A 22,212-nucleotide genomic window follows, 5' to 3' on the forward strand; every position below is an offset into this window, starting at 1 on the left:
CTCGGAGCCGGATTAGACGGGGTCGGAGCCGGATTAGACGGGGTCGGAGCCGGATTAGACGGGGTCGGAGCCGGATTAGACGGGGTCGGAGCCGGATTAGACGGGGTCGGAGCCGGAGTCGTGCCGGGGAAGTCGGGTGGAAAACTGATCCTGGGAATGACGGGGACACCCGGGGGCAGGTTGAGGGGTGCGGGAATGAAGGGCAGTGGATTGATGAATTGGGCCGGGTTGGCGTAGGTGTCGAGTCCGGATTGCAGTGTTTCGCAACAGGATCGCTGCATAGGGTGGGAACGGGGGCCGGATTCGGCCAGTGTCGGACCGAATCGGGTCGACCGGGCGACGGGTGCGATCGCCAGACCGGAGGGGGTATAGGTGACCGGCCGCGATCCCGCGCCCCCGGTTCGCCAGAGCTTGTCGAGCGCTCCGTCGCCGCTTGGTTCGTACAGCAGCGTGTCCGCGGGAATATCGACGCCGGGTAAGCGGTCGAGCACCGGGGATAGTCCGGTGTCGACGGGTCCGCCGAACACGGTGACAGCCGAAACCGCGATCGCGGAAGCGACTGCGGCGCTGGAGAATACCGTGGGATGCGGGAGGAAATGCTTACCGGTGAGGGCGGGAACGAAGGTGCGCGCGGCGTAGTAGGCGGCGCCGGCGGCGACGGTCTGACCGGGATCGGCCGACATCACCACGGGGCGACCGAGTTCGGCGAGTGTCCGCGCGACCTCCGCCGGCCGGCCTGCCCCGCCGATGAGCAGAACGCGTCCGATATCGGAGAGGGTGAGGCCGGTCGACTGCACACACGCCCGCACCACATCGAAGGAATCGCGGATGTGTTCGGTGCGCAACCCGTCGACGTCGACGATCGACGTCATCGACAACGGTGCGGCGCGGCCGGGTGCGACGCCGTGGGCGTATCGCGCGATCATCGACCCGAGCGGCCGGCCGCCGAAGTCGTAGGAGCGCTGTGGCTTCCCGACCATCGGGTGGTCTTCCCAGTCGGGCCCGACCCGGACGACGGTGACATCCAGACAGGTGCCGCCGAGGTCGTACACCAGCACAAAGCCGGGTTCCAGCGGACCTTGCTCCTGCTCGAGCCACTCCGCTGCCGCCACCGGTTCGGGCATCAGCAGCACGTCTCGCGCTCCGGCGAGATCCATGGCCTGGCGCAGCAGGGCGACCTGTTTGTCGGAATACGCTGCCGGATAGGTCGCTACGGCGCCCGCGATCGGCTCGACCGCCTCGATCAGGCCGTTCACCACGGCCGCAACCAGATTGGCGGGCGACCAGATCCGCCCGCCGACGATCACCGGCTCCGGATCGCGCGCCAGATCGGCGAAATCACTGACCGCCATACTGAATTGGGGTATCGCACCGATTCGGATGCCGCCCGCGCTGTCGAACGTCACCGCCGAACGTCGAGTGCGCACCGATGGCCGGGAGCGTTCCTCGCTCACCGAAGCCGATACGGAGTTCACTGAACCGATGCTGAAGCCCACGCCTGTAGTCATTCGCCATCCCGTCAACGCACCGTGACCACGTCCATCACACAGGAAATCCATGTGGCCGCGGTCGTCTTCCAAATAGCCCCCACAGGTTAACTGCTTACCGGCCAGTACGGATGCCGAATTGATATGGAAAGTTCGATCGCCGTTGGCTATCCGTTATTTACCCAGGTAGATGGGTTGCGCGAGGTGGATCAAGACACCTCGGCGATGGCAATTCGATTGCGGTAATGCCGATTCCGCTACTACACAGCGACCTGGATATCCATTGTGGACGCTGCACTGCCGCGACTCGGCGGCCATCGATAAAACCCGGACAACACACACCGACCGGTCGGTAACCGAATCGTTGCCAGCGCTAGGCATTTCATGGCACACATGCCCCATTCGCACAAATATGACACGTCAAACGCAACGGCTGTTTTCCGCCAGCACCGCACTGCCGCTCCGGCTTGACTGGGTACAGCGATGCGACGCACGACCGAGACAAGATCCAGGTCCGCAGTTACATCCGACATGAAAAATCAAGGACGAGAAGGGGATTGAAGACGATGACTACACGCTTCGCGCAGAAGGTCGTGCTGATCACCGGAGCTAGCTCGGGGATCGGCAGGGCTGTGGCCCTGCGCGTCGCCGCCGAGGGCGCGGCAGTGGTACTCGGCGCTCGCGGTAAAGACGCGGGCGAGCAGGTCGCCTCCGACATCCGCGCGGCCGGCGGCCGCGCGCTGTTCGTGCCGACCGATGTCACCGTCGAAGCCGACGTGGCCCGGCTGACACAGGCCGCGTTGACCGAATACGGTCGCCTGGACGGAGCCTTCAACAACGCGGGCGCGGTCAACGCCTTCGGTCCGGTCTCCGATATCGAGGAGTCGGGCTGGCGCGCCGATATCGAGCTCAACCTGACCAGCGTGTTCTATGGTCTGCGCCACCAGGTTCCGGCATTGGTCGCCTCCGGCGGCGGCGCGATCCTGAACAACGCCTCGAACCTCGGCGTGGTTGGCATGGGCCAGGTCGCCCCGTATGTCGCGGCTAAGCACGGCGTGGTCGGGCTGACCCGCGCGGTGGCGTTGGAGACGGCCGAACAGGGTGTGCGGGTGAACGCGATCGTCTCCGGCGCGGTCGACACGCCCGCCTTCCGCAACTCGATGGGCGCGACACCGGAGGGCGAAGCGGCCATTGCCGCACTGCATCCCCTCGGCCGGATCAGCGAGCCCGAGGAGATCGCCTCGTTCTGCGCGTACCTGCTCAGTGCTGAAGCAAGCTTCATCACCGGCGCGGCACTCGCGATCGACGGCGGGTTCACAGCTCGGTAAGTATCGCGTCCGTATAGACAGGCGCGGCACCTCGGCTCGAACACGCCCTCATCGCGTGACCGCCGGCCGAGGTGCCGACTACCGCTCTGGCGACCCTACCGTCTGATCGCCGCCGCCGGACGGAGTCCGTACAACCGTCCCACATTCGGCCCGTGAGCGCCTCGGCCCGCAAGCGATCCGGAAGTGCCATGGCGGTCTTCGACCGTGCGTATCGGGTCGCTCCCGCAGCCTCCGTCCCAACCGATCCGAGGGTTGCGAGGGGCGCCTCGGCCTGCGATCAAGCGCGAGCAAGCAGTCGGCGGATCGAGCCGGGGCGCTGCGCCGCCCCTGTCGCGTGCACCGCAGGCCGGCGGTTACGCACCAGGCGATCGAATTCCTTGGCACTGCCGCGAGGTTCGCGCAGCAGACCGGCATTGAAATCGTCGGCCACCTGCTGCACCGTCTCCTGCGCGCACGACTTGTTGGTGCCGATGAAGCCGGTGGGGACGCGCTTGATCCAGCCGGTGACATAGGCGCCGGGAAACACCGATCCGCCCACCTCCCGCAGGACACGTCCGTTCCGGTTCGGGATCACCGCGTCCCGGTCGTCGAATGGCAAGCCGGGCAACGCAACACCGCGATAGCCCACCGACGTGAGCACAAGTCCGGCCTCGATCCGCTCGGTCTGCCCCGTCGCGACCGCACGTACCCGGCCGTCCGGATCGGTGACAAGTTCGTTGCGGCCGACCTCGACACCGGAGACCTCGTCGATGCCGAGAATTTCGGTCGGCGCGGCCAGGTAACGGAAGATGATCCGTTTGCGAGCGCCGAACGGGCGGTCGGCCACGCTGCGCAGCAGTCGCAGCTTCTGCTCTACCTGGTACGCCATCCCCTCGGCCGGTTCGGGCACCTCGCCCTCGACGGCGATATCGACATCGGCGCCGAGCAGACCGACGAATTCCGGGACGGTGAAGGCGGATTCGGCAGGACCACGGCGGCCGAGGATGACAACCTCCTCGATCTTGCTGTGCCGCAACGCCCGCAACGCGTACGGCGCGATATCGGTGCCCGCCAACGACTCCGGGTCGCCGGCCAGGATGCGCGCGACATCGAGCGCCACATTGCCGTTGCCGACGATGACGACCCGCCGCTGCGACAAGTCGAAGGTGTCGCCTGCATGATCGGGATGCCCGTTGTACCAGGCGACGAAGTCGGTGGCGGAGACATTGCCCGCCAACCCCTCACCGGGGATACCGAGCTTGCGATCCGAGGACGCGCCGACCGCGTAGATCACCGCATGGAAGTGCCCGAGCAGCTCCTCGTGCGAGACATGCTTGCCCACTTCGACATTCAGGTACGACCCGAACCCGGGCTGCGCCGAGATGATGTCGAACAGCTCGCTGACCTGCCTGGTCTTGCCATGGTCTGGTGCGACGCCGTGACGGGCCAGTCCATAGGGCACCGGCAGGCGATCGAAGACGGTCACCGACACGTCGGGCTGGGTCAGCAGCTCGTCGGCCGCATACATCGCCGACGGCCCCGACCCGACGATCGCCACCCGCAGCGGCTGCCGTTCGGTATGGAACTCGGCGGCGGGCACCGGCTTCGCGAGCAGCGGACGCGGGCGGGTCTGCCGGTAGAAGTCGGCGTTGATCTCGATGAACGGCTTCTGCTCATCGGTCAGCTTCTTCGACGAGGTGATGGCATCGACAGGGCAGGCGCTGGCGCAGGCACCGCAGTCCACGCACGCCTGCGGGTCCACGTACAGCATGTCCGCCGTCAGGAAGTCCGGTTCGTCGGGCGTGGGATGGATGCAGTTGACCGGGCAGGCGTAGACGCAGGACGCGTCGCTGCAACAGGATTGCGTGACAACGTAGGGCACGTCAGGCAGCCTTGACCGCGCGCAACGGCTCCGAACGGTAGCGGGTGGTGTGGCCGTCGATCCGGAGCAGCTTCCAGACCGCCTTGGAGATCGGGTTCATCAGGCCGATGTCGTTGGCCAGGGTGCGCACATCGGCGAAGTAGTCGCGGAAGACCTGCTTGGCTTCCTTGGAGCCGTAGAACAGTTCCTTGCGGACCGACCGCGGGATGTCGAACTCCTCGAAGAACGCCTTCGGCGGCGTCGCGATCGAGCGACCGAGGATCCACATGACGATCGGCATCGCGACCGACAGCACCAGCTTGCCGGCCGGGTTCGCCTCTGGCACATGCTTCTTGAGAAACTCGTGCGCGAAGGAGATGTGGCGCGCCTCCTCGGCGACGTGAATGGCCATCACGCCGAGCATGATCGGATGGACCTCTTCGCCGGAGCGCAGGATGGCCTTCTGGATGTGGTCGATCGGCTCTTCGCCGGCCAGCACCGCCATGAAGAACAGGTTCGGGAACAGCCCGGCCACCGGAGCGCCGAGGTACTTGAACTTGCTCACCAGCGGGCCCATGCCGGGAACATCGACACCGATCCGGTTCACCATCTCCTGGAACATCAGGGTGTGGTTGTGCTCCTCGATCATTTCGTGGGAGCAGTAGCGGAATTCGGGCGAGCCGTTGGGCAGGCCGAAGTTGTGCGTCGCCATACCGCTGATGAGGATCGACTCGAACTGCAGACCGACCTTGGCCACGTTGGCCTGGCGGTACTTGCCGATCTTGATCTTCTCCTCGTCGGAGAGCGCGAGGTACCAGGGATGGCGGCCGAGGGTGTCGCCGGACATCGGCAGGATCCACCGCTGTTCGCCGGCGTCGGCCGCGTAGTCGGGGTTGTCCCAATCGATGTCCTCGAACGGGTCGAAGTGCTTGTTGACCGAACCCTCGGAGAGCAGCAGCAATTTCGCTGCGTACTCCTGCGCCTTCTCCAGATCGGGATCGACCGCGGGCGTCACGGCTGCAGACATCGTCGTCACTGCCTCTCCTCATGGGATCAGTTATCTGTTTCCCATAGTTACATCAACGGAGACAGCAGTCAACCCAGCGCCCACGCGGCCTTCCCGGCGGCGAGCCGGATACTCGCCACCGCACCGCTCTCCCCCGCGCTATCGCACCGCGAGCTGCGACAATCCCACGACCACCGAATCCGCGGGCAAGGCGAGGGCGAACGCGCCACAGGCCGCCGACATCCCCGCCGCGATGGCGACCTTCGTCAGCCTGCGCCGCGTCCGTCGTGACAACAACAAGGCCCTCGTCGCCGCGCTGCGGTGCGACCCGCGATGTTTACGCCTGTGCGGAACGCCCGCTGCCTCCTCGACAGCGGCCGCCGACCTGCGCGCCATGATCGCGGCGCCGTCGGCGATCGTGCGCTCCGGATCCGGGGCCGTGATCACCGGGCGTGCCAGCTCGCCCGCCAGCACCTGAGAAACCTCGATCGGCCGAGCCGCGCCACCGACAACCAGCACGCAGTCCACATCGGCCATCGTCACGTCGGCCATGCCGAGGCAGCGATACACCAGTTCCAAAGAGCGGCGCACATGCTCGGTACGCAACGCGTCGGCGGTCGTGCCGGTGACCGCTCCCGACAGCGAGGCGGCGGCGACACCGGTCCCGGCACGCTCGGCAACCAGCGCACCGAAGGCGCGGCCGCCGAATTTCGGCGAGCGCAGCGGGACGCCGACAATCGGATTGCGCGGACAGCCCGCGCCGACCCGGACCAAGGTGACGTCGAGGGTGGACCCCCCTAGGTCGTAGACCAGCGCCAGCCCCGGCATGATCGGGCCGCGTGTGGCTTCCAGCCAGGTCGCGGCGGCGACCGGCTCGGCGACCAGCGCCACATGCCCGAGAGCGACGGCATCCAGTGCCGCACGCAGCTGGGCCACGTGATCGTCGGTGTAGCCCGCCGGATGGGTCAGCGCGATCCCGGCCTCGACCGCCCGGCGATCGCGCCGCGCCTCGGTGATCAGACATTCGGCGACCACCGCGACCAGGTCGGCCGACGACAGGGCGCGGTGCCCGACTCGGGCCCGCAAGGTGGTGCGCTGGGTGAGGTCGGCGAATTCGGTGATGGCGCGACCGTGCCGCGGAATCATGCCGACCCGCGCCATTCCGGTGCTGTCGAAAGTGAGTGTGGTGCGGCGGGTGATGGCGGGCGAACGCTCGGCGGCGGAGCGTCGCCCCGGCGGAGCCTTGGCCGAACCCTCCTCCGCCAGAGCGGAAACCGTGTTCACCGTGCCGATACTCAAACCGAGACCAACCGCCATCGCAATCCACCTGATCGCCGAGCCGATTTGCTTCGAACCCCCTCACGCAACCACTCGGCGACCCGCCTGCCAACCACCGGACATAGGATTGTCCGCATCCCGCCTGCACTGACACGCGTTGCATAACGAAGGCGCCGAGCGCCGCCCACCTGCCGCGCTGGGCCAAAATTTGCGCAGGCAGCCGGATTTCCTTACGGCGCGGCGAAATTCGAGGATGCCCTGTCCGAGTTAGCCAGCCACGGAGCAGACCGTCCAGTTGCCAACAAATACACGTTCCTCCCCGCAGCACGGGCACCGCGCTATCCCGTTCGGCAACAAGACAGCACCGGCCCAGTTACCTTCTGGCTGAATCCTTCCACCGCACAGGCACTTCCGGATCTCCACCGGGAGCACACCCGCCTGGTGCGTGACGATTTCCAGGTCCCTGTCCGCCGCGCGCTCCCGCCACTCGGGCACAGAGCGTCGGGAACACCGAACACTGGGTGGTGGCCCGCCCGAACGGCCGGTGCAGGTAGTCCGGCACGTGCGTCTGAAGTGCCTTATCCGGCAGGCAACTCCGGAATACGGGTGGCGCGGGCGAAGACTGTCTCCCCCTCGTTCAGGTGCAGCGCCTCGGCATCGCCGCGGGTCACCTGAGCCGCGAACAGATCGCCGGTGGCGGCGTTGCGCAGCTCGACACGCACCTCGAAGCCCAGATGCACGACACGTTCCACGGTCGCGCGGGTGACGCCCGCCGATTGCGCGGTGCCCTCGTGCGCGGCCAGCGCCATGCTCGCGTCGCGGCCCACCCGAATATCGTGCGGACGCACCAGGTGTCCGTTGAGCCGGGCCACCGCACCGAGGAACGACATCACGAATTCGTTGGCGGGACGGTCGTACACGTCCTCCGGAGTGCCGACCTGCTCGATGCGGCCCTTGTTCATCACCGCGATCCGGTCGGCGACGTCGAGCGCCTCCTCCTGATCGTGAGTGACGAGCACGGTGGTCACGTGGACCTCTTCGTGCAGCCGGCGCAACCAGGTGCGCAGGTCCGCGCGAACCTTGGCGTCCAGTGCGCCGAACGGCTCGTCGAGCAGCAGCACCTGCGGGTCGACGGCCAGGGCGCGCGCCAGCGCCATGCGCTGACGCTGACCGCCCGACAGCTGTGCGGGGTAGCGATGCTGGAAGCCGTCGAGGCCGACGATGCCGAGCAGTTCGTCTACCCGCTTGGCGATTTCGCCCTTGGGGCGCTTGCGGATCTTCAGCCCGAACGCCACGTTGTCGCGCACCGTCATATGTTTGAACGCGGCGTAATGCTGGAACACGAAACCGATGTCACGCTTCTGCGGCGCCACCCTCGTGACATCGCGCCCGGCGATGACGACGACGCCGGAGTCGAGCGACTCCAGTCCGGCGATCGACCGGAGCAGCGTCGACTTGCCCGAACCCGACGGTCCGAGCAACGCGGTCAGCTCTCCGGAGGGGATGTCGATGGAGACATCGTCGAGGGCGGCGAACGAACCGTAGTTCTTCTTCGCGTTGTTCACGGTAATCATGGGTGGCCTCCGGCAAGGGTGATCACTTGGTGCCCCGCTTACGTTCGAGGAGGGTCATCAGCAGCAGTACGACGAGCGCGATGCCCATCAGCAGGGTGGCGGCGGCATACGCGCCGAAGGTGTTGTGGTCGTTGATGTATCGGCCGTGCACGAGCAGGGTCAGCGTCTGCGACTTGCCGGGCAGCGCGGAGGAAACCATGATCACCGCACCGAATTCGCCGAGCGCGCGGGCGACGGTGAGCACCACGCCGTAGGTCAGGCCCCAGCGGATCGCGGGCAGCGTGATACGCCAGAAGGTCTGCCACCGGGATGCGCCGAGCGTGGCCGCGGCCTGCTCTTGATCGTCGCCGATCTCGTGCAGCACCGGCTCCACCTCACGCACCACGAACGGCAGTGTGACGAAGATGGTGGCGATCACCATGCCCGGCAGATTGAAGATCACCTTGAAGCCGAGGTCCTCCAGACCGCCGAACCAGCCGTTGGCGCCCCACAGCAGGATCAGCGCGACGCCGACCACGACCGGTGAGACGGCGAAGGGCAGGTCGACGATGCCCTGAACCAGCGTGCGGCCGGGGAACTTGCCGCGCACCAGTGCGAGCGCGGTGACGATGCCGAAGATGACATTCACCGGCACCACGATCGCCACGATGATGATCGAAAGCTGGAAAGCGGAGATCGCCGCGGGCGTGGTGATCGATTCGATGAACGCGCCGACGCCCTTCTCGAAGGTGCGCCACAGGATGATGATCAGCGGCAACACCAGCAAGATGAACAGATAACCCAGTGCGATGGTCCGCAACGAAATACGGGTCAGCGGAGAAAGTTTCATCGAGCGGCCTGTTCTTTACGCGCACTGCGCTCGGCAAGCAGCCGCAGCACGAACAGCGCCACGAACGAGATGGCGAGCAGCGTGACCGACACCGCCGCCGCGTTCACCGGCCGGTCGATCTCGATCTGCTTCTGGATGTACTGCGAGGCCATCTCCGTCTTGCGCGGAATGGCCCCACCGATCAGCACCACCGAGCCGTATTCGCCGATGGCACGGGCGAAGGCGAGGCCGCCGCCGCTGATGACGGCGGGTGCCAGGGTCGGCAGCACGATCCGCCGGAAAGTGGTCCAGTTGTCCGCGCCGAGTGACAGTGCCGCCTGCTCGACCTCGCGGTCGGCCTCGATCAGCACCGGCTGCACCGAGCGCACCACGAACGGCAGCGTGACGAACGCCAATGCCACGACCAGGCCGGGCTGGGTGGCATTGAGGTGGATGTCGATCGGGCTCTGCGGCCCGTACAGCGACAACAGCACGATGCTGGCCACGATGGTCGGCAGCGCGAAAGGCAGGTCGATGAGCGCGTTGACGACGCCTTTGCCGGGAAATTCGTCGCGGACGAGCACCCACGCGATCAGCGTGCCCATCACGACGTTGATCACCGCGACCACCACCGACACCAGGATGGTGATCCGCAGCGAATCGAGCGCGGCGGGTGCGGTGACGGCGTCCCAGAACCCGGACCAGCCGTTGTCGAAGGACGTGACGGTGAGTGCGGCCAGCGGCAACAGCACGATGATGCTGAGCCACAGCACGGCGGTGGCGATGCCGAGCGGGCCGACCGAGCCGGTGACCCGCAGCCACGACCAGTTGAAGCGCCCGGGCGCTGCGGCGGGCGCTTTCGCGCCCGCCTCTAAGGAAACGCCGGAACCGGGCGCGGGCCCGGTTCCGGTGTTGCTGCTGTCTGTCACAGTCTCGAGTATCCCGTGTGGCTCAGGTCACCGAACTACTTGGTGGCCTTGTCATAGATGACCGCGACGGAGCCGGTGTTCGCGGTGAACAGCTCCTTGTCCACGGTCTTCCAGCCACCGAGGTCGGCGATGGTCCACAGCTTCTGCGGGGTCGGGAAGTCCTTGGCGAAGTCGGCGGCCACCTTCGGGTCGACCGGGCGGAAACCGGCAGAGGCCCACGCCTTCTGGCCCTCGGGGGTGAACAGGAAGTCACGGAAGGCGGTGGCCTTCTCCAGGTTCTTGCTGTTCTTCAGCACCGCGACCGGGTTCTCGATCTTGAACGTGGTCGGCGGGACGACATGCTCGATCGGGTCGCCGTTGCGCTCGGAGAACAGCGCCTCGTTCTCGTAGCTGAGCAGCACATCACCGGTGCCTTGCAGGAAGGTCTCGGTGGCCTCGCGACCGGACTTCGGCTGGACCTTCACATGCTCCTTGGAGATGAGCTGGCTCAGGTAGTCGAGGCCGGCCTGCGGGTTCTTGCCGCCGTCGCTCTTGGCGGCGTACGGGGCGAGCAGGTTCCACTTGGCCGAGCCGGAGCTGAACGGGTTCGGGGTAACCACCTCGACGCCCGGCTTCAGCAGGTCGTCCCAGTCCTTGATGCCCTTCGGGTTGCCCTTGCGGACCACGATCGCGACGACCGAACCGAACGGAATTCCCTTGGTGGCGTCGGCATTCCAGCTCGCGTCGACCAGGCCCGCATCGACAAGCCGGGTGATGTCGGGCTCCACCGAGAAGTTCACGATGTCGGCCTCAGCGCCGTCCTTGACCTTGCGGGACTGGTCGCCCGAGGCACCGTAGGACCCGTTGACCTGGACGTTCTTGCCCTTTTCGGTCTTGTTGAATTCGGGGACCACCTTGTCGAAGCCCGGCTTCGGCACGGCGTAGGCGAAGAGGTTCAGGGTGCCGCCGCTGCCGTCGGAACCACTACCTCCGACGGTGTCACTGGCTCCACCGCCGCACGCGGTGAGCGCAACCGCCGCGATCGCTGTGAGAGCGGCGGCGGCATAGCGTCGACGCGGCGAGAGCCAAGATTTGCGAGACATGAGGGGTGGACCTTTCCAACGGAACCGTCACTGCCGGCACGGCGATCGATGACGGAGGAGCTGATGCTGATCGGTAGACCTGCCGCTACGGGCAGTGGCGCGACTCTCGGCCGGGCGGCCGTCGGGGTTCGACACATCTGCGAAAAAGGTGCGTGCCAGTCTACGAGGAAACGACGCGCAGAAGTGCCGGGTTACCGATCAACGACAGTGAATATCGGCGACATCGAGGTTGCCGACAGCGATCAACGCCAATTCATGGCGGACCAGCGGGACGGCACTCGAAGACACGGGCAGACTGTAGCAGAGCGGACGCCACTGTCTCGAATTGTCGCGGCGACTGCTTGCAGATTGCTAGCAATGACAGAGGTCCAGGAAGAGGGGCTTTCATCCCATGACTACCAGCCCGGATCGGGTCCGCACCCGACTACCCGGCATCAGCACGCGCGCCTGGGAACATCCGGCCGACCGCACCGCCCTGGTGACGCTGCGCTCGCTGTCCGGATTCGACGTGGTGCTGCGCACACTGTCGGGGTTGTTGCAGGAACGCCAGCACCGCCTGCTGTACCTGGCGACCGCCGTCCGGGTCGACGAGCGCCAGTTCCGTTCGCTGCACCAGTTGCGCGAGGACTGCGTCGAGATCCTCGACGCGCGCACGACGCCCGAGATGTTCGTCTTGCAGAGCCCGCACGTCAACGCCTTGACCATCGGCATGGACACCCCGTTCATCGTGCTGACCACCGGGCTCATCGACCTGATGGACACCGAAGAGCTGCGCTTCATCGTGGGCCACGAACTCGGCCACGCCCTGTCCGGCCATGCCGTCTACCGCACCATGCTCATGCACCTGCTGCGGCTGTCGGCCAGCATCGGCTGGATGCCGGTGGGCGGCTGGGCATTACGCGCCATCGTGGCCGCGCTGATGGAGTGGAGCCGCAAATCCGAGCTGTCGGGCGACCGCGCCGGACTCCTGTGCGGTCAGGACGTGGACGCCTCGGTGCGGGTGCACATGAAGACCGCGGGCGGCACCTGGATCAAGGAAATGAACCACGGCGCGTTCCTGGCCCAAGCCGACGACTACGAACGCTCCGGCGACCTGCGCGACGGCGTCCTGAAACTGCTCAACCTGGAGCTGCAAAGCCACCCGTTCTCGGTGCTGCGCGCCGCCGAACTGCGCCGCTGGATCCAATCCGGCGAATACAACCGCGTCCTGGCAGGCGACTACCCCCGCCGCGAACACGACAAGAACACCAGAATCAGCGACGAAATGAAGGAAGCCGCCCGCACCTACCGGCAGAACTTCGACCAATCCGAGGACCCGCTCATCCGCACCGTCCGCACCCTCGGCAAGGACGTGGGCTCGGCGGTGAGCACCGTGGGCCACGAAGTCGGCGAGACGGTGTCGAAGATCGGCAAGCGCTTCAACGACTGGCGCACGGGAGAACGGGACGACTGACCCGGTCAGTCGAGGATCGTGTGGAGATCGATCCGGACCTGGAGACTTCCCGTCAGGCACACCTACCAGGGGTTTCCCAAGCGGTGCTGAGCAGCCAGAGACACGCGCGGCTTCCAGCGTGACCGCACCGACGATTGCCGAGGAAGTCCTCGGCCGATGCCACTACTACCGAACTGCCTGCGCACTGCCCTGCCATGTCGATGAGCGCGGCAGGCTGGCCGTCACCATCGGCGGCACTCTCCGCGCACTCATGCTCGCCGAATACTGGGGTTATCGAGTGACGGAGGAACTTGCCGTTTGGGGCATGGGTGGTCCGACGATCTGGCATCCGGTTCAGCGGCTCACGATGCTGACGGGTGCGTACTTCGACGACGAGCACGGCCCATCGATAGACCGCCTCTTGCGGCATACGGTTCGGTTCTGGTGGAGCCGGGAAAGTCGGTCGTCCTCCCCTCGCCTGGCGACGGCGGCCGTGGTTGGGCGACCCCGATCAGAGACCTGTTCCGGCCGACGATGGCAACCGTCCTCACCACACTGGCCGAATGCGCGTCCAGGGAGCGGCGATGAGCGCGATCCTGATCCTCGTTCCCCGCTGGAGCGAGAGCGACGACAACGTCGTCGAAGCCGGTTGGGCGAAGGTGCACGCCAAGATTCGTCATGACAACCCGCATTGGCCGGTGTCCAGTCGTGCCGACGCCGAGCAGGCGCAGAACATGCATCGGCGGTGCGATCCTGGGGAATGTTCGACACGAGTTGCTGCTTCTATCGTGGTGCGCAACAACTTTCAGTACTTCCGGGACCGAATGCGATGACCATCGCAGCACCCGGAGAACCGGATGTACATCTACAGATCGACCTGCACGGCGTTGTCCTCCACTACGCCGCGCACCCTTCGGCCGCGCGCCGACTGATGGCGGACGAGTCGATCCACCACTACATCGACAACGTGTCCGTCATCCCGGGCACCGCCGCCGAACTCCCCCGCCTCCCCTGCGAACAGCTATACCTCGGCCCATGAGCTCGGCGGGTGGCACGTAGCTGCGTCCAAGGGTGCGAATCGCGCGCGGGGAGTGGGCGGAAACGTCGAATAGCGCCCTCGCGGTGTGCCGCTCGTCTCTGCCACAGCGGTTGCAAGCCTCCCGCCAACAGTTAGGGAAGAATGCGCACGATGGATAGTCTCGAGCCCGCCCGCCGGGCACTCGTGCCCGGCCAGCTGGTGCGAGCCAAGATCGTCAGTCACCAGCCATGGGGTTTGTTCGTCGATATCGTCGGTCGCGAAGGTGTCGGCGCGTCGGTGGATCTCATCGAACAGTTCAGCGCCGCCTTCCCAGGGAGGCAGATCTACCAGCTGTTCCTGCCGGTCGGCACCGAGATCGATGCTGTTGTCGAGCAAGTTCGGGACTGGTATCCCTCCGAGCGCGGTATTCGACAGGGCGGAATTCGACTCAGCATTCGCCCTGCGGACCTCACCTCGTTCAGCTGGTCGTGTGACTTCTGCGGGCAACCCACAACTCTCAGCCCCGGAGGCGACGGCCTCAGCCTGGCAGTGCTGACCACCGACGGCCCCGAGGGCTACACGGTGACCTCGCACCGGGAGTGTCTTGCCGAGCGCATCCGCCCGGAAGACGGAGGTCAACGTGCGCGAGCCCTGTGGATCGGCAAGCCCCTACCGAGCAACTCGCCGCCGGAGTAGTAGGTCGGACCGCGACGTTTACGGGTCAGCGGGTGAAGAACCAGGCGACGAGAACCAGGACGAGCAATGCGACGAGGGCGAGCTGAACGCGTGATCGGGGCATCAACGGGCACCGCTCTGGACGGGCTCGCGCATCTCGGCGACGGGAAGGGGCGGTTCCTGGAGCGCGGCGGCCGCTACGGCGCGATCGCGACCGAGGGCGTGCATGGCGGCGCGCAGGACGCGGTCGAGGCCGTAGGCGATGGCGAAGCTGATCGGGACCATGCCGACGAGGACAACGAGGAACTGCGGGATGAACGGCAACCCGGCCACCCATAGCTCGAACCCGTCCCACCAACCAGCAATCGCATGCACAGCGACAGCCTACTCACGCCGGATAAACGAGCCGTAAAGGAGCACGGCTGGGCGGCCGGTGGACGTGCGGGCGAGCTGGAACGAAGATGAGGTATGGCGTCCTACGATGATCTGACGGTCCAGGAACCCGATGGCTTGCCGTCGTTGAGTCCGATGACGGTGTCACAGCACCACGCCACCTATCCACCGATCGACGACTACGCGTTCCTGTCGGACTGCGAGACCACCTGCTTGGTCGCCAGCAATGGCGCGGTCGAGTGGATGTGTGTGCCGCGCCCGGATTCACCGAGCATTTTCGGCTCCATGCTCGATCGCAGTGCCGGGCATTTCCGGATCGGCCCGTACGGCGTCAATGTGCCCGCCGCGCGCAGATATCTGCCCGGCGGGATGATCCTGGAAACCACCTGGCAGACCGAGACCGGCTGGATCATCGTGCGCGACGCCCTGGTGCTCGGTCCGTGGCACAACAACGATCAGCGCAGCAAGACCCATCGCCGCACCCCGATGGACTGGGATGCCGAGCACACCCTGCTGCGCACGGTGAAGTGTGTGAACGGCACAGTGGAGCTCGAGATGAGCTGCGAACCGGCCTTCGACTACCACCGTTCGACGGCGAGCTGGCAGTACACGGGCAAGGTCTACGAGGAGGCCACCGCGGTGCGCACCGTCGACCCGGGCGCCGGTCCGACGCTGGTGCTGACCACCGATCTGCGGCTGGGACTGGAAGGCCGTGAGGCCCGCGCCAGGACCAGAATGAAGGAGGGCGACGAGGTATTCGTCGCACTGACGTGGTCGGAGCTGCCCGCGCCACGCACCTTCGAGGACGCGGCCCAGAAGATGTGGGCGACGACCGAATGCTGGCGGCAGTGGATCACCCTCGGCAAATTCCCGGACCATCCGTGGCGCAACTACCTGCAGCGCAGCGCGCTGACCTTGAAGGGCCTCACCTACGCGCCGACCGGCGCACTGATGGCCGCCGCGACCACGTCGCTGCCCGAAACGCCTGGCGGCCAACGTAATTGGGACTACCGCTACAGCTGGGTGCGCGACTCCAGCTTCGCACTGTGGGGCCTCTACACCCTCGGCCTCGACCGCGAGGCCGACGACTTCTTCGCCTTCCTCAACGACGCCACCACCGGCGAAAACGGCGAACCCGTTCCGCTGCAGGTGCTTTACGGTATCGGCGGCGAACGGGAGATCACCGAATCCACCCTCGACCACCTGTCCGGCTACGACGGGGCCCGACCGGTTCGCATCGGCAACGGTGCGTACAACCAAGACCAGCACGACATCTGGGGCACCATGCTCGACGCCGTGTACTTGCATGTGAAGTCGCGCCAGCAGGTACCGGAGACGCTGTGGCCGCTGCTGGAACGCCAGGTGCACGCGGCCATCGCACACTGGCAGGAGCCCGACCGCGGCATCTGGGAAGTACGTGGCGAGCCACAGCATTTCACCTCGTCGAAGGTGATGTGCTGGGTGGCGCTGGATCGCGGCGCGAAACTGGCCGAACTGCACGGACAGTTCGAGCACGCCACCGAGTGGTACACCATCGCCGAGCAGATCAAGGCCGACGTGCTGGCCAATGGCGTGACCGACAACGGAGTGTTCACCCAGACCTACGGCGGCGACACCTTGGACGCCTCGCTGCTGCTGGTGGTGCTGACACGGTTCCTGCCGCCCACCGACCATCGAGTGCGCGCCACCGTGCTCTCGATCGCCGACCGGCTGACCGAGAACGGGCTGGTGCTGCGCTACCGGACCGAAACCACCGACGACGGGCTCAGCGGCGAGGAGGGCACCTTCACCATCTGCTCGTTCTGGCTGGTGTCGGCGCTGGTGGAGATCGGTGAGCTACAGCGGGCCAGGCATCTGTGCGAGCGACTGCTCGGCTACGCCAGCCCGCTACGGCTCTACGCCGAGGAGATCGATTCGCGCAGCGGCCGCCACCTGGGCAACTACCCGCAGGCATTCACCCACCTGGCGCTGATCAACGCAGTCATGCATGTGATCCGCGCCGAGGAATCACGCCACACCGGCGCATTCCAACCCGCTCACACCCCCGCCAGCCATCCCGGCTGAGCGGGAAGCTCGCCTCCACCCCGTCGGCCGGCCCGGCTGAGCGGGAAGCTCGCTGCGCTGACGCACATCAACCACGCCGAAGAATCAGGCCACACCACCGCATTCCAACCCCGTCACCTCCGATGAGCGGGGTTCGAAGTCCCGGCCGACACGACATTCGCAACACCCCGGGAGCGGACTGTCGCTAGGCCGGGGCGAGATCGTCGGCGATCGAGCGCAATCCGCGCAGCTTGCCCAGTTGGAGGTCGAGGTCGGCGATCCGCTGTTCTCTGCGGTCGCCGTACTTCCCCGACGCTTCCTCGGCGGTGCGCAACGCCTCGTCGGCCGCGCGCAGCACGTCGGTGGCGATATCGGTGAAGTGGTCGCGCAGTGTGCGCTGCAAGGCGCGCAAGCGGTTTCGCGATTCCTTGCCGACCTGGAAGACGACATCGTCCATCAGTCTGGCGACCGCGACCTTGGCCTCGGCTTGGCGGCGCTGCTTGCGCGCCTTGCGGTCGTCCCACAGCGCGTTGACACCGAGCAGTACGGCGGCCGCGGCCGAATACCAGTTCACCAGTGGCATTTTCAGCAGGCTGGTGAGCAGGCCGACCATGAGCAGACCACCGTAGGAGCCGCGCATGGCGGTCAGCAACTGGGTGAACACACCGGCTTTCGCGCTCACCAGCGATTCCAGCGATGCGACCGGCCCGAGCACTTCCCCGGGGTTGGTCAGCCGCAGATCCGGCAGCGATGGGGCGCGGTTGTCGGCGGGGAACCGCGCGGCGACCTGCTCGCACAGCTCGACTGCCCGGTAGTGCGCCATCACGAAGTTCTCTTCGACGGCCTCGCAAATGCGCGCGTCGAGATCGGTGCCGAATTCTTTCCACCGGCGGGCCGGATCGGTCTCGGCGATCTCGGCCTCGGCGTCACGGACCAGGTTGCGCAGCCGGTGCCGCAGGTCGTGTTCGATGTCGGCCATCAGTTCGGTGCTGCCGTCGACCAGGGTGACCTGCCAGTTCGCCGAGCGCTGCCGCAGCTGGTCGGCCTGGTCGCGGGCGATGACCAGCCGTTCGGTGATCTCGGCGCGCTTGCGCGGATCACGCAGTGTTTCCGCCTCGGTCCGCAGCGTCATGGCCAGGTGGTCGGTGACCAGGCGGATGTCCTGCACCGCAGCGTCGATCGCGACGGTGTCGGCCCGCGCCACTACGTAGTCACGCAGGTGATCGATGAGCTGCGGGACGCCGGATTCGATATCGCGCTGGTAATTGCCCGCCTCGCGATGCAGCTGCGCGGATACCGGCGCGACCGCGAAGCCGAGCCCGGCCGCGTCGAGCAGATCCCGGTTGCGCTGCTGAACCTGCGACCACTGCGGGTACAGGTCGATCTTGTTGAGCACGCAGATCACCGTGGGGCACACCTGCTGGATGCGTTGTAAATGGTCGATCTGACGCGCGGTGAGCTCGGCGCTCGCCTCGCCGACGTAGAGCACGGCGTCGGCGGCGGCGATCATCGACCAGGTGGTGTGGTCCTCACCATTGGCGCCGGGGGCGTCCATCACCACAACACCGTCGGCGAGCAACGGGCTCGGCTCGGTGAATTCGGCGCGGATCACGCTCTCGGCATTGAGCGCGGGGACCGGATCGAGCGGATCGACCGCCTGGCGTTCGATGCGACCCTTGCCGACCGACTTCACCAGGGTCGCAGAGGCTTCCGGCGCGTACTCCACGATCACCGGAACGCTCAGCGCACTGTCGGTCGCGCTGACCTGCGCCCCGACCAGGCTGTTGACCAGGGTGCTCATGCCGTTCTTGGAATCGCCGACCACCACGAGCCGAACCCGGGGATCGCTGACCCTGGCCAGCACCATATTGACGCGCCCACCGAGATCATCGCGGCCGGCGGATCTGGTCATCTCCCGCAGCTCGTCGAGAATCCGGATGAGTGGCGCCATCGCGTCCGGGTGTTTCACCGTCACGGCCTCCAGCCCGGCTGCGGCAGACAACACTCCTCCTGACTATGGTTCGCTTCGCTCAACGATGACATGACCGTGCGCGGGCTCGTGCACGCACCCCGAATCGCGCTCTCGGTGCGCTCCGGCTACAACAGCGCGCCGTCCAGTCCACCGGGCAGCAGGTGGTGCGCGTCTTGCATGCTCGCCTCCGACATCAGCGGGGTGGCCAGGCCGCCCGCGGCCATCAGCGTGTACGCCGAATGGTCGTAGTACATCGACGGATCGGTGTGTGACAGCAACACGCTCATCGGGTCGTCGAGCTCGCCCGCGATCCCGTGCGGCTTCGGGTCCAAGCCCATCGGAGGCTTGATCGGGGTGACAGGCCCCGCTCCGGTCGGGAGCGGGTTCTGCGCGGTCGGCAGTTCGACGTCCATCGTCGGCGTGATCGGGATTATCGTCGGCGCGGGCGCGGCGTGCGAGACCGTCGGCTGCGGCAGCGAAGGCTGCTGAGTCGGTACGACCACCGTCGGGATCTCGGTACTGGGCTGAGTGGGCGTGGAGGGGCCGGTGTGCCCGGTGCCCGCGCCGCCGCCGGTGCTCGGCAGCGTGATGTCGTCGTCCGGCGTGGTTGGGCGCGTCGGAACGACGGTCGTGCCCGGGGTCTGGGTGCCGGGCAGGCCCGGTGTCTTGGTCACATCGATCCCGGTGCCCGCGCCCGGCGTCGGCGTGAGGACCGCCGTCGGCAGCTTGGTGGTGCCGAGGTCGGGCAGCTCCATGGTGCCGGGATCGGTGATGACGTTGCCCGGGGTCGGCAGGGTGTGGGTGATGGTGGTCGAGATAGTCGGCAGCGTCGCGGTCGGCACCGGGGTCAGGGTGGGCAGCAGGTCCACCACCGGCTTCACCGGAATCGGCTGCACAGGCTGGTCGAACAGGGCGGGCAGCACCGCGGCGGGCGCGGTCAGCGGCGACGGACCCGGTGGCGGCGCAAGCACATTGGCGATCGGCGTGCTCGCCGCGTCCGGCTGGATGGTGGTCTGCAGCGGGGTGGCCGCCACCGGCTGCGCGACATTCACCACGGGTGCGGGCGGCGCGATGGGCGCGGGCACCGGCGCGATCGGCTGCGCCGCGACCGTGGACAACGCGGGCGGGGCCACCGCAGGAGCCACCGGCTGATGACCTACTCCGCTGTTTCCGAGACCCGAAGTGCCCGAACCACTTCCCTGCTGATCCGCCGTCGCGCGCCCGGACGGGCTCGCCGGGTACGTACCGTGACCGCCGTGGTCGAGCCAGTCGTTGAACCGATCGACCTGATCACCGACGTTGCTCCCCGCGGCCCCGACGACCTTCAGACCCGCGGAGGCTTCCACCTTCAGGTCGGCACTCACATACGCACCCTTGGGGCCGATGCTGACGTCCAGGTCGAACTCGGTGTGCACCTGCACCCCGGCTTGCACGCCGAGGTACACGCCGAAGTCGCCGTTGCCGACTCCGTCGAAAAGATGGCCCGATGCCCCGTCGGACATCCCGTCCAGGTAGTCACCGAACATCCCGTCGAACATGTGGCCCGGCACCGCATTGGGCGTTTCGTCGAACATGTGGCCCGGCACCGCACTCTGCGATTCGTCGGACGCGTGGCCCGGCACCGCACTCTGCGATTCGCCGTACACGTGGCCCGGCACCGCACTCTGCGATTCGCCGTACACGTGACCCGGCACCGCACTCTGCGATTCGCCGTACACGTGGCCCAGCACGGTATCGGTCGCTTTATCGCTGACCGCTTGCACTTTCATGCTCTCCGCGACCGGAGCCCTGGTCAGGCCGAATACGTTCCCCGGCGGGACGAGACCACCGCCATCGGGAATGCCGAAGCCATGACCGGAGGGACCGTGCCCCGGCAGCCCGACACCAGGTCCGTTGTCGGACGAATCGTCTTCGGACTTCTCGCCTTTACCGGTGATCGCGTCCCACCAGTTGGGCACGTGCCATTCGGGCAACGGCAAACCGGGCGGCCCCGACGGTGCAGGCGTTTGCGGGGTCGGATTGCCCCATTCGGTGGTGGACGGCACGTGCAACGTGGGCGTGTTACCGGATTCCGACCAATTCGGCTTGGTCGACTCCGACCAATTCGGCGTCGAGGGGGTGTGCCCTTCGGGCGCGCCCACCCGGATGTAGGGCCCGTTGGACGGCGCGTGTCCGTTGGGAGCCGCGGGCGCGGTCGGGAAGGACGGCAACTGGAAGCCGTGGTGGCCGTCGCGAGCAAGCGGCGGCGCGGGGATCGAATGCGGATCCGGTTCCGGGAAGGTCACCACCGGGCTCGGCGCATCGGGTTCCGGATCGCTGCTGCCCGCAGCCCAACCGGTGTGCCAGCTGTCGAGCCGTTGCGAACCGGGATGGGTGGGTGCGCCACCGCCGTTGGACGCCACCAGGGCGCCGCCGGTCACGTAGGCGCCCGCCCTCGCCACCCGCGCGACGCCGGTGGCAATGCGGTACGCGGTATCGCCCGCGCGGTCGTCAGCTTCGGTGTCGTTGCTGTCGAAGGGCAGGTCACTCGTCATGCAAGCTCCACTCTCGGGTTTCCAGCATCCTCACCAACGCCGGGCAGACCCGAGTGAAGATCACCTAACGATATTTCGGGAAATCACAGCTGTCACATTCTCCGGCCACCCTGCCATGGCAATTACCAGAACGGAAGCCCTGTTTCTCGGGGCATACCAAACCGGACGCAGCCTCAAATATATGCCGCTACCGGGGCCGATCCACACCGCAGACTCCCTCTCGCGCATGCGCACCGCAGTCGTGTCGACGAAGATTAAGAGATCTCTAACAAATGCTCAAGGCGCGCTGAAGATCCGCTGCCTACCTTCGATCTCGCCGCTCCGATCGGTCGGCGGCATCGCAGCGAAGGAGACCTCAGCATGACGGCACTCACCGGACGCCGCCGAGCCCGCATCGCCGCCGTCCTCACCGGGACGGCACTCGCAGGCGGGGCGGCCACCATCGTCGCTGGCGCCGCGTCCGCCCACCCACCGCTGCCTGCCGAACTCGGCGGCCCCGCCATTGTCTGCATCATCCAGGACCCGCCCGATATGCCGATGCCTCCCGGGCGGGTCCGCATCGAGCGGATCGAACCACTGCCCACCGAGCCGGGCCCGCAGGTCCGCATCGAACGCGCCGAACCGCTGCCGCCCGGCGTCGCCCTCCCGGACTGCCCCGACATCGGCCCGCACGGCATCATTTCGGTCCGGCCCGCCGAGCCCGGTGGGCCGCAGGTGACCATCGAAAGGGGCGGACAAGGCGAATCCGGCGTCGTCTACGCACGACCCGCGCAACCTGCGCGGATCGCGCCGACCGGCAGTAGCGGCAGCTGA

19 protein-coding genes are annotated in these 22,212 nt (G+C 66.8%); 7 read left to right on the forward strand and 12 right to left on the reverse strand.

Annotated features, from left to right (window positions below; all coding sequences use genetic code 11):
• On the reverse strand, window positions 1-1,475 hold a 1,475-nt coding region (locus tag ACFU4Z_RS14490; protein WP_379062888.1), incomplete at its 3' end, for an Hsp70 family protein.
• Between the two features lie 578 nt (window positions 1,476-2,053).
• Between ACFU4Z_RS14490 and ACFU4Z_RS14495 the strand changes: the two genes are divergently transcribed.
• Window positions 2,054-2,815, forward strand: a complete 762-nt coding sequence (locus tag ACFU4Z_RS14495) for an SDR family NAD(P)-dependent oxidoreductase (RefSeq protein WP_379062890.1) — start codon at window positions 2,054-2,056, stop codon at window positions 2,813-2,815.
• 277 nt (window positions 2,816-3,092) lie between these two features.
• On the opposite strand, the gene ACFU4Z_RS14500 is transcribed toward ACFU4Z_RS14495, so the two are convergent.
• The 8 genes from ACFU4Z_RS14500 to ACFU4Z_RS14535 all read right to left on the reverse strand — a co-directional run bounded on the left by ACFU4Z_RS14500 (window position 3,093) and on the right by ACFU4Z_RS14535 (window position 11,620).
• Window positions 3,093-4,676, reverse strand: coding sequence for an FAD-dependent oxidoreductase (locus ACFU4Z_RS14500; RefSeq protein ID WP_379062892.1), 1,584 nt, complete (start codon window positions 4,674-4,676; stop codon window positions 3,093-3,095).
• 1 nt (window position 4,677) lies between these two features.
• Window positions 4,678-5,682, reverse strand: coding sequence for a diiron oxygenase (locus ACFU4Z_RS14505; RefSeq protein ID WP_379063464.1), 1,005 nt, complete (start codon window positions 5,680-5,682; stop codon window positions 4,678-4,680).
• A 138-nt stretch (window positions 5,683-5,820) separates the two neighbouring features.
• Window positions 5,821-6,978: an Hsp70 family protein gene (locus ACFU4Z_RS14510; protein WP_379062894.1), complete on the reverse strand. Its 1,158-nt coding sequence runs from the start codon at window positions 6,976-6,978 to the stop codon at window positions 5,821-5,823.
• A gap of 539 nt (window positions 6,979-7,517) precedes the next feature.
• Complete coding sequence (locus ACFU4Z_RS14515; protein ID WP_379062896.1) at window positions 7,518-8,513, reverse strand: sulfate/molybdate ABC transporter ATP-binding protein; 996 nt, start codon at window positions 8,511-8,513, stop codon at window positions 7,518-7,520.
• A gap of 22 nt (window positions 8,514-8,535) precedes the next feature.
• Window positions 8,536-9,342: a sulfate ABC transporter permease subunit CysW gene (cysW, locus tag ACFU4Z_RS14520; RefSeq protein WP_379062898.1), complete on the reverse strand. Its 807-nt coding sequence runs from the start codon at window positions 9,340-9,342 to the stop codon at window positions 8,536-8,538.
• Complete coding sequence (cysT, locus tag ACFU4Z_RS14525) at window positions 9,339-10,139, reverse strand: sulfate ABC transporter permease subunit CysT (protein WP_379063466.1); 801 nt, start codon at window positions 10,137-10,139, stop codon at window positions 9,339-9,341. The genes cysW and cysT overlap by 4 nt, the downstream gene beginning before the upstream one ends.
• Before the next feature lie 146 nt (window positions 10,140-10,285).
• Window positions 10,286-11,332: a sulfate ABC transporter substrate-binding protein gene (locus ACFU4Z_RS14530; protein WP_379062900.1), complete on the reverse strand. Its 1,047-nt coding sequence runs from the start codon at window positions 11,330-11,332 to the stop codon at window positions 10,286-10,288.
• 198 nt (window positions 11,333-11,530) lie between these two features.
• On the reverse strand, window positions 11,531-11,620 hold the full coding sequence (locus tag ACFU4Z_RS14535; protein WP_328410605.1) for an Ms4533A family Cys-rich leader peptide: 90 nt from the start codon (window positions 11,618-11,620) through the stop codon (window positions 11,531-11,533).
• 103 nt (window positions 11,621-11,723) lie between these two features.
• On the opposite strand from ACFU4Z_RS14535, the gene ACFU4Z_RS14540 reads away from it, so the two are divergent.
• From ACFU4Z_RS14540 to ACFU4Z_RS14555, 4 genes are all read left to right on the forward strand, one after another.
• On the forward strand, window positions 11,724-12,785 hold the full coding sequence (locus tag ACFU4Z_RS14540) for a M48 family metallopeptidase (RefSeq protein ID WP_379062902.1): 1,062 nt from the start codon (window positions 11,724-11,726) through the stop codon (window positions 12,783-12,785).
• A gap of 563 nt (window positions 12,786-13,348) precedes the next feature.
• Window positions 13,349-13,597, forward strand: coding sequence for a hypothetical protein (locus ACFU4Z_RS14545; RefSeq protein ID WP_379062904.1), 249 nt, complete (start codon window positions 13,349-13,351; stop codon window positions 13,595-13,597).
• Entirely contained in the window at window positions 13,594-13,803 is a 210-nt protein-coding gene (locus ACFU4Z_RS14550; protein ID WP_379062906.1) for a hypothetical protein, read from the forward strand. Before ACFU4Z_RS14545 ends, ACFU4Z_RS14550 begins: the two co-directional genes overlap by 4 nt.
• A gap of 150 nt (window positions 13,804-13,953) precedes the next feature.
• Window positions 13,954-14,478 carry a hypothetical protein gene (locus ACFU4Z_RS14555; protein WP_379062908.1) on the forward strand — a complete coding sequence of 175 codons (525 nt, stop codon included), beginning with the start codon at window positions 13,954-13,956 and terminating at the stop codon, window positions 14,476-14,478.
• A gap of 102 nt (window positions 14,479-14,580) precedes the next feature.
• Here the strand turns inward: ACFU4Z_RS14555 and ACFU4Z_RS14560 are convergent, their stop codons facing one another.
• Window positions 14,581-14,832: a hypothetical protein gene (locus ACFU4Z_RS14560; RefSeq protein WP_379062910.1), complete on the reverse strand. Its 252-nt coding sequence runs from the start codon at window positions 14,830-14,832 to the stop codon at window positions 14,581-14,583.
• Window positions 14,833-14,985: 153 nt separating this feature from the next.
• On the opposite strand from ACFU4Z_RS14560, the gene ACFU4Z_RS14565 reads away from it, so the two are divergent.
• On the forward strand, window positions 14,986-16,914 hold the full coding sequence (locus tag ACFU4Z_RS14565) for a glycoside hydrolase family 15 protein (protein ID WP_379063468.1): 1,929 nt from the start codon (window positions 14,986-14,988) through the stop codon (window positions 16,912-16,914).
• A gap of 184 nt (window positions 16,915-17,098) precedes the next feature.
• On the opposite strand, the gene ACFU4Z_RS14570 is transcribed toward ACFU4Z_RS14565, so the two are convergent.
• Both ACFU4Z_RS14570 and ACFU4Z_RS14575 read right to left on the reverse strand, forming a co-directional pair.
• The gene (locus ACFU4Z_RS14570; RefSeq protein WP_379062912.1) at window positions 17,099-18,895 is read right to left on the reverse strand and encodes a dynamin family protein; all 1,797 of its coding nucleotides are present in this window, start codon (window positions 18,893-18,895) and stop codon (window positions 17,099-17,101) included.
• 95 nt (window positions 18,896-18,990) lie between these two features.
• Window positions 18,991-21,399, reverse strand: a complete 2,409-nt coding sequence (locus ACFU4Z_RS14575; protein WP_379062914.1) for a hypothetical protein — start codon at window positions 21,397-21,399, stop codon at window positions 18,991-18,993.
• 360 nt (window positions 21,400-21,759) lie between these two features.
• On the opposite strand from ACFU4Z_RS14575, the gene ACFU4Z_RS14580 reads away from it, so the two are divergent.
• A complete protein-coding gene (locus tag ACFU4Z_RS14580) occupies window positions 21,760-22,212 on the forward strand; it encodes a hypothetical protein (protein ID WP_379062916.1) in 453 nt (150 codons plus the stop codon).

Origin of the sequence: Nocardia sp. NPDC057440 (assembly GCF_042802915.1) — a bacterium.
Taxonomy (GTDB): domain Bacteria; phylum Actinomycetota; class Actinomycetes; order Mycobacteriales; family Mycobacteriaceae; genus Nocardia.

Coding starts and splice junctions, on each gene's coding strand:
- ACFU4Z_RS14495 (WP_379062890.1), top strand. CDS start 2,054: ATGACTACACGCTTCGCGCAGAAGGTCGTGCTGATCACCGGAGCTAGC.
- ACFU4Z_RS14505 (WP_379063464.1), bottom strand. CDS start 5,682: ATGTCTGCAGCCGTGACGCCCGCGGTCGATCCCGATCTGGAGAAGGCG.
- ACFU4Z_RS14510 (WP_379062894.1), bottom strand. CDS start 6,978: ATGGCGGTTGGTCTCGGTTTGAGTATCGGCACGGTGAACACGGTTTCC.
- ACFU4Z_RS14515 (WP_379062896.1), bottom strand. CDS start 8,513: ATGATTACCGTGAACAACGCGAAGAAGAACTACGGTTCGTTCGCCGCC.
- cysW (WP_379062898.1), bottom strand. CDS start 9,342: ATGAAACTTTCTCCGCTGACCCGTATTTCGTTGCGGACCATCGCACTG.
- ACFU4Z_RS14530 (WP_379062900.1), bottom strand. CDS start 11,332: ATGTCTCGCAAATCTTGGCTCTCGCCGCGTCGACGCTATGCCGCCGCC.
- ACFU4Z_RS14540 (WP_379062902.1), top strand. CDS start 11,724: ATGACTACCAGCCCGGATCGGGTCCGCACCCGACTACCCGGCATCAGC.
- ACFU4Z_RS14545 (WP_379062904.1), top strand. CDS start 13,349: ATGAGCGCGATCCTGATCCTCGTTCCCCGCTGGAGCGAGAGCGACGAC.
- ACFU4Z_RS14550 (WP_379062906.1), top strand. CDS start 13,594: ATGACCATCGCAGCACCCGGAGAACCGGATGTACATCTACAGATCGAC.
- ACFU4Z_RS14555 (WP_379062908.1), top strand. CDS start 13,954: ATGGATAGTCTCGAGCCCGCCCGCCGGGCACTCGTGCCCGGCCAGCTG.
- ACFU4Z_RS14565 (WP_379063468.1), top strand. CDS start 14,986: ATGACGGTGTCACAGCACCACGCCACCTATCCACCGATCGACGACTAC.
- ACFU4Z_RS14575 (WP_379062914.1), bottom strand. CDS start 21,399: ATGACGAGTGACCTGCCCTTCGACAGCAACGACACCGAAGCTGACGAC.
- ACFU4Z_RS14580 (WP_379062916.1), top strand. CDS start 21,760: ATGACGGCACTCACCGGACGCCGCCGAGCCCGCATCGCCGCCGTCCTC.